This window comes from Syntrophus sp. (in: bacteria), assembly GCF_040768185.1.
GTDB lineage: Bacteria > Desulfobacterota > Syntrophia > Syntrophales > Syntrophaceae > Syntrophus > Syntrophus buswellii.
Window position 1 is genome coordinate 197,597 of record NZ_JAXGNC010000002.1, and the last position, 13,933, is coordinate 211,529.

Annotated in this window: 13 protein-coding genes and 1 tRNA gene; 7 read left to right on the forward strand and 7 right to left on the reverse strand. The window is 52.6% G+C overall.

All coding sequences use genetic code 11. The annotated features are described in order from the left end of the window. Positions 1 to 338 precede the first annotated feature (338 nt). Both AB3175_RS03865 and AB3175_RS03870 read left to right on the forward strand, forming a co-directional pair. Positions 339 to 415: transfer RNA gene (locus AB3175_RS03865), tRNA-Arg, on the forward strand. A gap of 381 nt (positions 416 to 796) precedes the next feature. Continuing rightward, on the forward strand, positions 797 to 1,138 hold the full coding sequence (locus tag AB3175_RS03870; protein WP_367359630.1) for a nitrous oxide-stimulated promoter family protein: 342 nt from the start codon (positions 797 to 799) through the stop codon (positions 1,136 to 1,138). Positions 1,139 to 1,368: 230 nt separating this feature from the next. Here AB3175_RS03870 and AB3175_RS03875 read toward each other — a convergent pair whose 3' ends face one another. Beyond that, positions 1,369 to 2,112 carry a glycoside hydrolase family 19 protein gene (locus tag AB3175_RS03875; RefSeq protein ID WP_367359631.1) on the reverse strand — a complete coding sequence of 248 codons (744 nt, stop codon included), beginning with the start codon at positions 2,110 to 2,112 and terminating at the stop codon, positions 1,369 to 1,371. 79 nt (positions 2,113 to 2,191) lie between these two features. Continuing rightward, on the reverse strand, positions 2,192 to 2,581 hold the full coding sequence (locus tag AB3175_RS03880) for a hypothetical protein (protein WP_367359632.1): 390 nt from the start codon (positions 2,579 to 2,581) through the stop codon (positions 2,192 to 2,194). Positions 2,582 to 3,010: 429 nt separating this feature from the next. Here AB3175_RS03880 and AB3175_RS03885 point away from each other — a divergent pair, with 429 nt between their 5' ends. After that, positions 3,011 to 4,432 (forward strand): aspartate aminotransferase family protein, encoded by a 1,422-nt coding sequence (locus AB3175_RS03885; protein ID WP_367359633.1) that lies wholly within the window; start codon positions 3,011 to 3,013, stop codon positions 4,430 to 4,432. 321 nt (positions 4,433 to 4,753) lie between these two features. After that, positions 4,754 to 5,059, forward strand: a complete 306-nt coding sequence (locus AB3175_RS03890) for a hypothetical protein (protein ID WP_367359634.1) — start codon at positions 4,754 to 4,756, stop codon at positions 5,057 to 5,059. Between the two features lie 168 nt (positions 5,060 to 5,227). Here the strand turns inward: AB3175_RS03890 and AB3175_RS03895 are convergent, their stop codons facing one another. Beyond that, on the reverse strand, positions 5,228 to 5,467 hold the full coding sequence (locus AB3175_RS03895) for a cytoplasmic protein (RefSeq protein ID WP_367359635.1): 240 nt from the start codon (positions 5,465 to 5,467) through the stop codon (positions 5,228 to 5,230). A 221-nt stretch (positions 5,468 to 5,688) separates the two neighbouring features. On the opposite strand from AB3175_RS03895, the gene AB3175_RS03900 reads away from it, so the two are divergent. Further along, positions 5,689 to 7,332: an adenosylcobalamin-dependent ribonucleoside-diphosphate reductase gene (locus AB3175_RS03900; protein ID WP_367359636.1), complete on the forward strand. Its 1,644-nt coding sequence runs from the start codon at positions 5,689 to 5,691 to the stop codon at positions 7,330 to 7,332. Here the strand turns inward: AB3175_RS03900 and AB3175_RS03905 are convergent. Then, complete coding sequence (locus AB3175_RS03905; RefSeq protein ID WP_367359637.1) at positions 7,329 to 8,627, reverse strand: hemolysin family protein; 1,299 nt, start codon at positions 8,625 to 8,627, stop codon at positions 7,329 to 7,331. The two genes, AB3175_RS03900 and AB3175_RS03905, sit on opposite strands and share 4 nt — an antisense overlap. A 457-nt stretch (positions 8,628 to 9,084) precedes the next feature. Between AB3175_RS03905 and AB3175_RS03910 the strand changes: the two genes are divergently transcribed. Both AB3175_RS03910 and rbr read left to right on the forward strand, forming a co-directional pair. Beyond that, the gene (locus tag AB3175_RS03910) at positions 9,085 to 9,522 is read left to right on the forward strand and encodes a Fur family transcriptional regulator (protein ID WP_367359638.1); all 438 of its coding nucleotides are present in this window, start codon (positions 9,085 to 9,087) and stop codon (positions 9,520 to 9,522) included. Between the two features lie 132 nt (positions 9,523 to 9,654). Further along, positions 9,655 to 10,230, forward strand: coding sequence for a rubrerythrin (gene rbr, locus AB3175_RS03915; protein ID WP_367359639.1), 576 nt, complete (start codon positions 9,655 to 9,657; stop codon positions 10,228 to 10,230). Between the two features lie 208 nt (positions 10,231 to 10,438). On the opposite strand, the gene AB3175_RS03920 is transcribed toward rbr, so the two are convergent. From AB3175_RS03920 to AB3175_RS03930, 3 genes are all read right to left on the reverse strand, one after another. Further along, positions 10,439 to 11,005: a cache domain-containing protein gene (locus AB3175_RS03920; protein ID WP_367359640.1), complete on the reverse strand. Its 567-nt coding sequence runs from the start codon at positions 11,003 to 11,005 to the stop codon at positions 10,439 to 10,441. A gap of 19 nt (positions 11,006 to 11,024) precedes the next feature. Beyond that, positions 11,025 to 11,729, reverse strand: a complete 705-nt coding sequence (locus tag AB3175_RS03925) for a hypothetical protein (RefSeq protein WP_367359641.1) — start codon at positions 11,727 to 11,729, stop codon at positions 11,025 to 11,027. A 194-nt stretch (positions 11,730 to 11,923) separates the two neighbouring features. After that, positions 11,924 to 12,844, reverse strand: a complete 921-nt coding sequence (locus tag AB3175_RS03930; protein WP_367359642.1) for a C1 family peptidase — start codon at positions 12,842 to 12,844, stop codon at positions 11,924 to 11,926. Between the last annotated feature and the right edge of the window lie 1,089 nt (positions 12,845 to 13,933).

Genomic DNA, 13,933 nt, shown 5'->3' on the forward strand with positions numbered 1-13,933 from the left:
AAGCCCACAATCTGCTCATGTTGTGGTACGGAACAGGAATTTTAGATGATACTTACGTGATATTCAACTCTGTTATTTCTGGTAATTTCTTATATATTCAAAATTAACGCCACATCAAACAAAACAATTAGCAGAATTCATCCATGATTTCAACCCATTCCCCTGAAAAAAAACTTTAAAATTTGACTTTTACCCCATGAAGCTGAATGGAGGTCGTCTTTCGTGGAACCGCCTGAAAAATATGGCCTTGACAGATTCAGGGAAAAATGCCAGAAGAGTGCCTCCTATTTTGTCTGTCTTTACCATAAGATGGATCCTACAAATTTGCGAAGTCACAGGGGCGATTAGCTCAGTAGGATAGAGCGTTGGTCTCCGGAACCAAAGGCCGCGCGTTCGAATCGCGCATCGCCCACCATAAAATAAAGGGGTTGTGCAAAATGCTCAACCCCCTTTATTTTTTCTCTGCTACCCGATTGCTGCCCAAAACGAAAAATCTCCCAAATTTAACCCTTCGAGAAAGCAAATATTTTCTTGCGGATTAGCATCCCCTATTAGGATATGTCCAACATCTCCCATGCATCTCCTCGACATCAAGGTACGCGGGCAAGACGCTACCGTCGGCCGGACCATGGTGTCTTCCATTCGGAAAAGTAGATTACGGATTGGTCCCTCGGAAATGGAAAGATATGATATCGCATTTCACCATGACCGTGCTATTATCCGTTGCTTTCAGGAAAGATCCGAATCATAATTTTTAAAGGATTTAGAATCACAGCATCCCCGAAGGGTGAAGAGGATGGAGCGGGAGCTGAAAACAGTCGGCATCATGATTGACATGTACTGCCGGCATTCCCATGGGTTGGATCAACGCTGCGGGGACTGTGAGGAACTATTTGAATATGCCGCACAGAGATATCTCAGATGCCCCTTCGGCAAGGACAAACCGGTGTGTGCGAAATGCAGGATCCACTGCTATCACCCGCAAATGAGGGATAAAATCAGGGCTGTCATGAAATTTTCGGGACCGAGGATGATCTTCTTCCATCCGATCCTTGCAGTGAGGCACCTGATAGCAACCCGGCAAGAGCCGCCGGGTTCAACAGGAACGAAAAAATCAGCTCCCCCGCACAATACCTGATTTGCAAGAGAGCGAACTTGGATTGACCGTCCCCCTTCCCTTTCATCTTCTCACGATTGAGATGCATCAAGGCTCGCACAGGCATTTTTCAATACTGGCACGTTGTGCGGCGGCCATCAACGGCATTCTCTTCCACAACAGCGTTCTCATACCGGATTTGGGAGCAAATACCCCATCAACCAGGAAATGCACGAACCTGTCACACCTGTTTTACCTGGAGAGCCCCGTTCTTAAAGGGCGTTCAGAAAGTCCTCAGCCGACCGGGCGATCTCACGGGCGTGATCCGTTCCATTAATGCAGCGTCTGGCGTTAACAAAATCCGTCTTGTTCTTGTTGATGTAATCCGTGATTTTACGGCCTGTAAACGTCCCTGTCTTGAAACCATGAACCAGAACGAAGAGCGCGATATCAGCGTCCATTGCCCGGTCCGGATTGCTGACCAGGTCCACCCCTAAAATCTGTGAATATTTCTTGTAGTTGTTGTCCCAGGTCAATTGGACATATCCACGGCCATAATAAGGGTAATACCGGAAGTTATTTTTCCTCCATTCTTCGCTTTTCCAATAGGCTTCCCGAACCGGCTTGAAGGTGTGGTTCGTTTCCCATTCCACGGTCGCCAGGACATAGGCGATCTGAGCATTGGATCCGATATCCTGCTTTCTGCATTCCCTCCTTATCGCATCGATGGTTCCTTCCCTGGTACTGAAGTCGTTGTCCTGAGCCTCCCCGGCATCCTCAACCCGTTTCTGAAGCGCAGCGATAAAGTCAGGGTTGATCAGGACCGGGTCCTCCTCATAGACATCCGCCTTGAACTCGGACCAGGCGCTGCGGGTTTTCGGGCCCACCAAGCCGTCAATGTCACCGACCGGATAGCCCAGCTGGTTCAAAGCCGTCTGCAGCTCTTTGATCTGCTCCTCTGTCAGTTTATTGATGTCCGTCTTCCTGGTAATCGCCACAAGTTCCTTGAGTTTCATAGCATCACCCCCCCTTTTTGGCTGGACAAAAACATCAAATGTTTCTCACCATTACAACTTCATTGACAGGGCTCCCGTTTCATTTGCCCTTGAAGGGTGCAGGATTCCGGCATGGCATCATCCGGTTCTCGGCAGCGATTTTTTTGACCTTGAACACTTTGCCATCGGATCGGACAAATCTCCCCGATATAAATTGATGATCGTCGAATTCAAAACGATCCTGCAACACGTCTTTTCCCTCTGAAACGAAAATGTATTTCCCATCCTCCGTTTCTCTCTCGAAGAAGAAGACCATGAAACCTGTTCCCCTTGCCCACCGCACTTCAAAGGCCATCTTGATCGGTTTTACTGTACACGAGGTGCTCCCGACCTGGTATTTTCCCTCAAACTCGCTTTCCTGTTCAGCAGATGCGTAACACGCGATGAAGAGGATCAAGCCGGCAGCAAGAAATACTTTGATCGCACGCATATCTGCGTCCTCCTCGGATGAAGATATCCTGGATTCCCGATGGATAACAGGCGCAAAGATTTCGTTCAACGAATCCAGCATCCATGCTTCTTTTTTTCCCATGACGCCCGGGGCAGGCACAAGAACCGGCCGAAACAATCAGCCGGTCATATCATTTTTTACGATCTGATCATCGCACAATCGTGGATTAAGATCAATGGCCGTTGACAAAGGAGAAATCACAATCGTCAGGGATAGCGCCCGCAACCGGCTCCTGCGGATGTAGTCGCATGCGGGGGCTCATTTCGTCCACAAAGAATTTGGCTTTTGAATATCGCCGATATTGATTAAACTGGCGATGACTGATAATGAATTTTCTGTGCCCCGTATCTCGCCTCGACGCCTCGGCCAGGGACGAATATGGGAGCAAACCCCGGAAAGGAACGACTCATGAACAAGGACACATTTCGGAAAGAGTTGCACAGATTTGCGGATTGGATAGCGGACTACTACGAAAATGTGGAGGGATATCCCGTTAAATCAAACGTTCAGCCGGGCGAAATACTTTCAGAACTGAACAGGGGAAACTGCTTCGAACACGTGGGAATGGACACCCTCCTTGCAGATTTTGAGCGCATTCTTCTCCCGGGCATTACACACTGGCAAAGCCCGAATTTTTATGCCTATTTTCCTGCGAATACCAGCCCCCCGTCCATCCTGGCGGAGATGCTCACCGCCGCCCTCGCCCAACAGTGCATGATATGGGAAACATCCCCCGCAGCAGCGGAACTCGAGGAGTATGTCATGATGCAGCTCAGGGACATGATCGGACTTCCGGAAACGTTCACCGGCGTGATTCAGGACAGCGCTTCAACGGCCACCCTGACGGCGCTGCTCATGGCCAGGGAAAGGGCAACGGGCTACGGCATCAATGACAGGGGATTTGCCGGCGAGCGATTCCGGCTCTATTGCTCTGAAGAGGCTCATTCGTCCGTCGAAAAGGGCGTCAAAATCGCGGGTTTCGGAAAAGACAACCTGGTAAAGGTACCTGTGGACGGCAATTTCGCCATGCTTCCCGATGAATTGGAAATCAGGATACACAATGACGTGCAGGCCGGCTTCGTTCCCCTGGCCGTCGTATCGGCAATGGGAACGACGGGATCGACGGCATTCGACCCGATCCGCGCGATCGGGAAAGTTGCCTCGAAGTACGGGCTCTTTCATCACGTAGACGGCGCCATGGCAGGCACCGCCCTGATTCTCCCCGAAATGCGCCATCTCGCCGATGGTGTGGAGCTGGTCGATTCCTTTGTTTTCAATCCCCACAAGTGGATGTTCACCAATTTCGACTGCTCCGCCTTTTACGTGAAAGATCCTGACGAGCTGATCCGAACGTTTTCGATCACCCCCGAGTACCTGAAAACGAAGCGGGATGAGGAAGTGAACAACTACCGCGATTGGGGGATTCCTCTCGGCAGGAGATTCCGGGCCTTGAAGCTGTGGTTTGTCATCCGCGGTTACGGCAGGGAAGGATTGCAGGCCATGATTCGGGAGCATCTGAGGCTGGCTGGGCTTTTTGCCGAAAAGCTGAACAGCAGGAAGGATTTTCAGCTGCTTGCTCCCGTTGCGATCAACACGGTCTGCTTTCGCTATGTTCCGCTCAATTACGGAGGTGACCTCAACGAATTGAACGCCAGGCTGCTTGAACGATTGAACAGCTCCGGAAAGCTCTATCTGACCCACACGAAACTCAGGGATCAGTACACCCTGCGCCTCGTCGTGGGCCAAACCAATACGGCGGAGAGGCATATTAACGAAGCCTTCGACTTTATCGTGCGGCAGGCCGAAGAGCTATGCGGCAAGGAGTCCTGACGGCCGTCCAGTCTCCAGGGACGACGCGGGAGTAATCATTCCTGCTTGAAAAATCGGTCAGCGGCGCGGTTCTTTCACTGCGGGCGGTTGTCGGGGCTGTAGATGCCGGCATCGATGACGGTCTTGACCCTCATGATTTATTCCTTGACTTTGAGCAGAGATATACCGATAAATTAAGGAAATCAAACAGTGCGATAGGTCAACATCTGGAAGCTGGAGCTTTTATCCGGGCAGGGTCGAGGTGAGGGACAGGCAATTCATCATCTCCAACAGTCACTTCACGATGTGGAAATCTTATTCCTAAAGAAAGGATGGATCAGAATGAGCGATGTCATAGGTGTTGCGTGGTTCAAGGATGAGCGTACATACCGTGAGGCCCTTGATGTCTTTACCGACCCCGGGAATATGCCCGCACGTTATGAAGACTGGAGAACCCTCGTCCGAAAGCAGTGTGAATTGATTAAAAGCGGCGGAAATGTTGCGATTCGCGCAGACATCGATCCGCAAACCATTGTCCAGTGGTGCAATGCCCATGGATTCAAGGCCGATTCCCAGGGCAGAACGGCCTTCGCCAACCATGTCGCCCTTGAATATCAGAAGACCGGGCAGGGAATCATCATCGAATAATCCCTGGAGATCCTCCCGCTCATCCTCCGCCGGGCCGGATGGCCGGTGGTAATGTATTGGAGCCTGGCCCCCGGAACGGATCTCTATGTCCAACGCTTAACGCCGGCTCGACGCCGGCCGGACGCTTTTGCAGCAAGTGCATCACCTCGGGCCGCTGACGTCGGGAAATCAATAGCGGATAAACCACTCATCCAGATGAGCGGCATAGATGAGGATAAAAATGCTGCCCTGCCGCGTTTTGACCTTGTAATAATCCATAACGGGCCTCTCCGGCTCTCTTCCCCCCTCGTACCAGCGATCCAGAATTTCCATGATCTCCCACCGGCTTTTCCGGAACTCAAAGGAAAGGGGATATTCATTGACCTTGTAACCGCTGCGGCATGTCACTTGAATTCGTTCGTATTCCATATCTTCCTTTTTTCAAGCTCTGTACCGGCTTCGGAGATCTTCGGGGACAGGAGCCCCGGAAACAGTCGGAACGCCTTCTCCGTATTCCATTGACAGGACAGGCTGGTTCTTTTTATACTTCTTCCGAAAATTCCTGATGCCGGGATAAGGACCAAAGGCGGCCCACAGGTCTTGATGGGCGTTTCTCCAAGAATCATCCCATGCGGGAAGGGAAAGGATCCGTGCAACTCGACGATAATGCGCTGCTGGTACTGAAGGAACGGTACCTCCTTAAGGATGAGGACGGAACTCTTCTGGAGACGCCGGACGGGCTCTTCCGCCGGGTCGCCGCAGCCGTATCCCGGTCCGAGGACGACACCCCGGACGGATGCCGGGAGAAAATGAACGAGGCCTTCTATTCCATGATGGCCAACCTGGAATTTCTTCCGAATTCTCCGACGCTTATGAATGCAGGCCGCCCTTACGGTCAGCTTGCCGCCTGCTTTGTCCTTCCCGTTGAAGACTCCCTGGATTCCATTTTCGAGTCCGTGAAGCTCACCGCCAAAATACATCAAACAGGAGGCGGAACAGGATTTTCCTTCTCGCGCCTGCGGCCGAAAAACGATGTCGTCCGCTCGAACCTCGGAGTCGCCAGCGGCCCGGTGTCTTTTATCCGCGTCTTCAACTGTGCAACCGAGGCGATCAAGCAGGGCGGCACCCGGCGCGGTGCGAACATGGGCATTCTGCGGATCGACCACCCCGACATCGAGGAATTTGTAACCGTCAAGAGGGATCTTGCAGAACTCACCAATTTCAATCTCTCCGTGGCGCTCACCGACAATTTCATGCAGTGCTTCAATGAGGACGGCCTTTTTCCCCTTCAAAATCCGCGGACGAAAAAAGTTGCGAGGACAATCAGGGCCAGGGAACTGCTGAGGCTGATCGCCGAATCGGCATGGGCGTCCGGCGAACCTGGGGCGATCTTCCTTGACGCCATCAACCGGGCCAACCCGACCCCCCATCTGGGAGAAATCGAGGCCACCAACCCCTGCGCCGAACAGCCGCTGCTTCCCTACGAATCCTGCTGCCTCGGATCCATCAACCTTTCCCGGCTGGTCAGGGAGAGAGACATCAACTGGGAACGGCTTTCAGAGCTGACCCACCTGGGGGTCCGCTTCCTCGATGATGTCATCGACGCCGGGACTTATCCTTCAAACGAAATACGAGGGATGACCCTGGGAAACCGCAAGATCGGCCTCGGCGTCATGGGTTTTGCCCACCTTCTCATCCGGCTGGGCATTCCCTACGACTCTCCCGACGCCGTACAGACGGCGGAAAAACTTATGCGGTTCATCCAGAAGGAATCCAAAATCGCCTCCGGCCGGCTGGCGGAAAGGCGCGGCCCTTTCCCCAATTACAAGGGAAGCGTCTGGGACGGAAAAAACCTCTTACAGCGAAACGCGACGACCACAACCATCGCTCCCACCGGCACCTTGAGCCTGCTTGCGGGAACGTCCGGCGGCATCGAACCCATTTTCGACATCCATTACAGGAGAATTTTGCTTGGCGGGATCGAGATCGAAGTGGAAGATCCGCTCTGGAGGGAAGTCAAGAGCCGCCCCCATGGGAAGGATATGCGGAGGCGGCTTTTCCGCGGGGCTTACTCAATTGCCCCCAGCGGACATCTGAACATTCAGAGGGCTTTCCAGATTTCCGTCGACAATGCCGTTTCCAAAACCGTCAATCTCCCGGAAACGGCCACGGTCGAAGACGTTCTTCAAATCTATGTGAAGGCCCACCGGATGGGGCTCAAGGGAATCACCGTATTCCGGAACAAGAGCCGCGATTACCAGATTCTTTCCTGCGGAACCCATCAGATCTGTTAGTCCTCCATGCGCGTTACGAGGATTTTGTCGACCCGGCGGCCATCCATATCGACCACTTCGCATCTCAATCCCCGCCATTCGAAATGCTGCCCTTCAACGGGAACCGTTCCGATTTTCGACATGACGAACCCGCCCACCGTGTTCATCCCCATCTGATCCTCTTCGTCCATCTCTCCCACTTCCATATAGTCCATGAACTCATCCAGGGGCAGGCTCCCGGCGATGAGCCATGAGCCGTCTTCCCGCTCCACGATTTCCTTCTCGCCAGCCGGCGCGTCTTCGATATCCTCGAAAACGGATCCCAGGATATCGTCGAAGGTGACCAGACCGAGAATCTCCCCGTACTCATCCACCACGAAGGCGATGTGCAGTCCCGTTTTCTTGAAGAGTTCCATGACCTTGACGGCCGGCGTCGTCTCGGAGACATAAAGGGGTTTCCGGCATATCTCCTTCAGGTTAATGGGTCTTCCCTCCATGGTGAGGGCCAGGAGTTCCTTCGCCCGCATCACCCCCAAAACATTGTCCAGGGAATCCTGCACGATGGGATAGAAGGAATATTTGTGCTCGGCGATTTTGCGCTTTGTTTCCTCAAGGCTTTCATTCAGATCGAGCCAGACGATGTCGGTTCTGTGGGTCATCAGATAGGCCACCTTCCGGTCGGCCAGGCGAAAGACGCGTTCGATCGTCTCCTGTTCGAACTCCTGGAAGGTCCCCGCCTGTGTCCCCTGGTCAAGAAGAAGCTTGATCTCCTCTTCCGTTATGGTCGGCTCCGTGGAGGGTTCGACGTGAAAAAGACGCAGGATCAGATTGGTCGAACCGCTCAGCAGAAGCACAAGGGGATGGGTTACCTGGGAAAGGCGCTTGATCGGTCCGGCAACGAGGCGAGCCACCCGTTCCGGGTTGTTGAGAGCAAGCCGCTTCGGGACCAGTTCACCGAGAATCACCGACAAATAGGTAATCGCAACGACAACGATCAAGAAGGATATCGTCTTGCCGTATGGGGCGAGCTGGGGGAAAACGGATAAGTACCCCGTAAGCACCTTGGCGACCGTCGCGCCACCGTAGGCACCTGCCAGAATGCCGACAAAGGTGATTCCGATCTGGATGGTGGAAAGGAAGCTGTCCGGAGATTCGGAAAGCTCCAGAGCGATGCGTGACTTCTGATCCCCTTCTTTCGCCAGCCTCTCCAGTCGGGCCTTCCTGGCCGAGACAAGGGCAAGCTCAGACAAGGAGAGCCCTCCATTCAAGAGAACAAGAAAAAAGATCAGCAATATCTCAAACCACACTGAATTCATGCAAGATTACCTGGGAGAAGATTCGCGGCCTTCCACTTATACAATTGTGATGCCTGAATGTGCAAACAATTTATTTCAGGGTGCATCGAGATCCGGGTGCTTGAAAAACGGGTTGATCCATCTTCCGCTTGTCCTGTAAGCCTATGGGTACAAATCGGGAGTGCAGGTGTGAGAAGCGTAGGCCCTATCCTCTGTTGTCCATCTTTGTTCGTCGGGCATCAAGCGCAAACAATCCGGCCGGCCCGTAACATTCAAGCGGGAGAATAAACCGTCACCCTATTTAGTCGATTCTTCATGATAAATCAAATTATTTTCCTGTAACTGATTGATTCTTATCAGCATAATGGATGGATGACAAAAATCTGATCACGGTCTGGCAAAAAACTCTCTTGACGGCCGGCCCGGTTTTCGATATACATGATAAATATTCTAAAGTAATAATGGTTATAACTTAAAAATGAAAGATGCCAAACTCACAGGTCTGAAGCTGACCCCGCAGCGATTGGCCATTCTGGAATACCTGAGTGGAAACAGGGAGCATCCCTCCGCCGCGGATATCTATGCCGCCGTATCGGAGAAATTTCCCACCATGTCTTTCGCCACGGTCTACAACACGCTGAAGGCCCTCAGAGACAGGGATCATGTTCTCGAACTGGCCATCGACGGAGGCAAAAGGCGATACGATCCGGAAACGATCCGTCATCACCACCTGATTTGCACGGAATGTCGAAAGATTGTTGACATCTATGTGGAGTTTGATCTGAGCGTCCCGGAGGCCGAACGGGACGGCTTTGATATCGCAGGCAATCATGTCGATTTCTACGGCGTCTGCCGGAACTGCAGGGAAAGCGGATCCGAGCAGAAGGCGGCATCGCGCAAAGGGAGAAAAACCTAGAGGGGAGCCCGCAGAAAATCCCTTTCTCCAAGGGACGGCACGTCCGGAAGAAACGAAACAATCAGGAGCCTGCTCCGGGTGCAGCGCCCGGGGTTTCATATCCATTCAATCTCAAGCAAGGAGGAAACATTTATGGCATCGTTGAAAGGCACAAAAACCGAACAGAATCTGCTCAAATCTTTTGCAGGAGAATCGCAGGCGAGAAACCGCTACAACTATTTCGCCTCTCAAGCCAAAAAGGAAGGTTACGAACAGATTTCCTTCATCTTTTCCGACACGGCCGACAATGAGAAGGAGCATGCGAAACGGTTCTTCAAGTTTCTGGAAGGAGGAATGGTGGAAATCACCGCTTCCTTCCCCGCCGGAGTCATCGGTTCCACGGCGGAGAACCTGGCTGCGGCTGCGGATGGAGAACATGAAGAGTGGTCGGACCTCTATCCCGAATTCGCCCGGATCGCTGATGAAGAGGGATTTCCGGAAATTGCAGGAGTATGGAGGGAAATCGCGGAGGCGGAAACCGGCCACGAAATCCGCTACCGGAAGCTCCTGGCCAATGTTCGGGAAGGAAAGGTCTTCAAAAAAGATGCGCCCGTGAAGTGGCGGTGCAGAAATTGCGGCTATATCAGCGAAGGCGTTGAGGCCCCCGAAAAATGCCCGGCCTGTGACCATGAGCAGGCCTATCAGGAACTGTTCGTCGAGAACTATTGAGCCTGCTCCCCTGAAAGGACGTTCAGCTTCGATGCGGAAGAGGCGCCTCGCCCTGCGCCGCAACAACGCCTCTTCCGGGATGGACATAAAAAAACGGGGGCTTATCCTGATCCGGGCAAGCCCCCGTTTCCTGTTAACGTCCCGGGGGTTCCCCCAAGGGGTCTATGCGAAACAACCGCAGATGAATAACCCGGTCATAAAAGACCTTTTATTGGAAAATTCCACAGACGACATAGGCATCCATGCCGTCCACTTTCTGGACCCATGACTTCTTTACCTGCACCTTTTTGGTGGCAGGATTCATCCAGTTGTATTCCGCCCAGCCGCCTCCCTGGGTTTTTGCGATTTCAATCTGCTCTTTCACAAAGAGCTTACCGGTGACGGAGTCCTTCGATTCCAGAAGACTCTTGCCCGCCAGCCCGGGATTTGCGCCATGCATCAGGACGACGCCGTTAAAATCGACAAACGTAATGTAAAGCTCGCCTTTTGTAAATTGGCCGTTTGGGTTGCCAAACTCCGCCGCCGCCTTTTCTTTTCCGTTGTCCTTCGCAAAGGCTGCGGCACTCTGGGCCAATACTTTCGCCTCATCGAGTGTCGCCGCATTGGCAATGAACGCTGCTGCAAAGATGAAAATTCCGACCAAGACCAGACTACGAACCAACTTTCCCATAGTAACCTCCATCCTTTTGAATTTAGCGCTTATGCGCAACGGCATTTTGATTGTTAAAAAGTTGAAAGTCAAGACAAAAGAAACGAAATATTCCCCTGACGTCATGGATCACATCATTTCTCAATCATCGGCCAACGATCGTTTCCATCGTCCTTCGAACATCCTGTGGCATGCCCCAGGAGTAATCGGTCAGGATTTTCCGGTACACCTCCTTCCACTTCGGGCTCTCCCTGTTCATCAGGGCCTCCCGGTTGTTAAGAAGAAGCTGACGGATTTCCGACACATTATGATAATCAGACCAGATGTTCTCAGCCGATGAAAATGCCTGAATGGCGGACTCAACATCCCGGGATATCAGGCGCTGAAACCCCAGGATTTCCCACTCTTTGGCCATTCCCGGGCTTTTTGCGCTCACATCGGGCCGGTTCGGGAGTTCCAAAGGTTTCCCCGGTTCGATGCGGCCCGTCTGAGGGATGGTCCGCTGAATCTGTTGGATGTCTTTTTTAACGGCTGTCTGCGTCTTATCAATCCGGCTCAATGCACCCCTGGCGATGTCGGAAACCCTGGCGGGATCAGATGAAGAAGCGAGTATTTCCTCAAGGGATGCCTTCTGGTTGAGGAGTTCCTGCTGCAGCGAATCCTGCAGGACGTTGACTTTATCGCTTACTTGGTCACCCACTTCAAGGACCCCTCCAATCTTGAAGGTCCGGCTTTGGAGCATTTCTTTAAAATCATTCCCCAGCCAGAGAACCCCGGCGATGATCAAAACTGGCCATACGAGAGCCTTGATCGCTTCAAGAATAAACTCGGGTCGGCTTTTTTCCGTCATTTCCGCCTCCATCCCGCTCTTTTATTTGTCGATGGAAAGATCCCGCCTGGCCAGTTTAACGACCAGCATCCCGGAAGCGGTTTACCGCCGCGCGGACCAGCCCGGCTTCGAAGAAGCACAGGCGGAGCAAAGAGAAAAAAGACCGCTTTTCGGGCAACTCTCTTTTCACAAAGTCCTCCCCATCCACCGTCTTTCTACGGCTTGAATGCCCCGGTCTCCACCCACTCATTTTTGATCAGAGACCACCAGTCATCAGCCAGACCCCTGGTAACATACTCATAGGGCAGCCATCCATAGCCCTCGTCGCCCCATCCCTTCCCCCAGGAATTTCGGATCAGGAGTGCGCCGGTTGTTTCAATTCCATTTTTATTGGCATTTTTGATTTTCATGCTGTCATCATAGCCAACGGCAACGACGGCGTGACCGCCCTCCAGATTCTCCCCGCGGGTCGGGTAGGGAATCCGGCCGCCATTGTCGTCCGCCTGGGAAATGGACGTGTAGACCGTAAAACCGAACATGGACGGAAGGCCGGCGGCCAGTTTGGTTTTAATCCGGTGGAGCAGAACCTCTTCCGTTGTTCCGAGAGGATCGAGGCGATAGTATCGAATCGCCTGATAATTCGCGGCGAATCCGTAGCAGAAGGCCGGCGGCTCGACATCGAAATCCTTGGTCCTGTATGGCCAGTACTCTTCAGGCGGGACGCCGAAAAGCGCCAGGGCCCCCATGGTTGAGCGCAGGTAGGCACCCGTGTCGCCCGTTTCCTTCATGAGGTTGCGGGTGACCTTGTACAGGAAGAGCCGCGAAGCATCGATGTGCTTGCCGAAGGCCCTTTTTTCAAAATACTCGACGATGGCAACCCCTGCATTGGCGGTGCAGGAACCGAGGTCCTCCTGGTCCTCTACGGGAGAGCACCACTCGCGAAGATCTTTCTTTGCCGGCAGTTTAGCCTTGGAAGATCTGCTCAACCCCATTTTCGTGAACATGGCCTTGAGGGAATCCTTCTGCCCCTGGGCTTTCTGCTTTGGCGTCACCTCGTCGTGCTCCTCCGTGTAATCCCGGAAATCGGGATAATCCGGCCGCCATCCCATTCCTCTTTTAACGTTCGCATCCGCCATATCTGTTACCTCCTTTTTTTGTTTTTTCTGCAACGATTGAGAATTCTGTTCATTGGCAGTCATGAAATCGATTCATCCGGTTAACGAGCACCCTGGTATTGCGCAGAAGCACAGGGACATGGAAATCCCTTTTTTCTCTGCCGCCCGGAACGCCCTTTTCAATGCCGGCATCGCTTCCAGTGTTGAGGTAAGACGGCTCTCATGAAATCCGGGCCTTGAACGCTTGCGGAGAGCACCGCAGAGGGGGCACAAAGAACGGGACGAAACGTTAAAAAGGCAGGTCTCTGGATTCCGGGCTATGGAAGACTTCAGAATCCGCCTCTATATCCTGCATACCGTGAGGTTCTCATGATCTGGACACATCCAAACGAGGACTGCTTCTGCGACGGATCCATCAAGCCGAAAGGAGGTGCGGGATTAAAAGATCGGCGGCACCCTGGCTTTGCTGGAACTTTGTTAAAGTATAAAATAGTTGTTCTCCATGTCAACAGAAAATGGCGTCTTTATTGAAGGATACGGTTCGAAGTGCGCCAGCATCACCCCGGATGCATCCCGGGGATCACGATAAGGGATGACAGAATGGCCGGCAGGGACATGCCATGCCGGCCATTCTGTTGGGAAATCAGGGGGCTTGAGCTGTTCTTTCCTTTTACAGGCGCTCCCGGGGCCTCTCGTCTTCCTCAGCAGGATAAGATGCCGCCTGAAATCAAGAAAATTACGACAAGGACACTTTCTTTATGATGTCCTGAGCGGGTTTCCAGCCGGGTTGGAATCGACAGCACCTCATCAGTCTACTGGTTAAAGCTTGACATAAAGGACGATTTCGGCAATAGATTCTACCGTTGAAGGCAAAGTGCCTATTCCTCGTTTTGAGCAAGGCAACTTTTTATTGCCCTGATGTGGCAGGGCGCGGTTTCATTCGATAGACAAACCCTCAAAATAGGTCCGTTTTTGTTATTTCGCAGCGTGCTGGCGGCGAATACCTTCTCAGCCACAAGATGGTTCGCCCTTTCTGCGGACAATACATGAAGCGTTCGTATCTTTTTTGGGGCCTTTCAAAATAAAAGGTAACTGTTCAGCACAATTTTT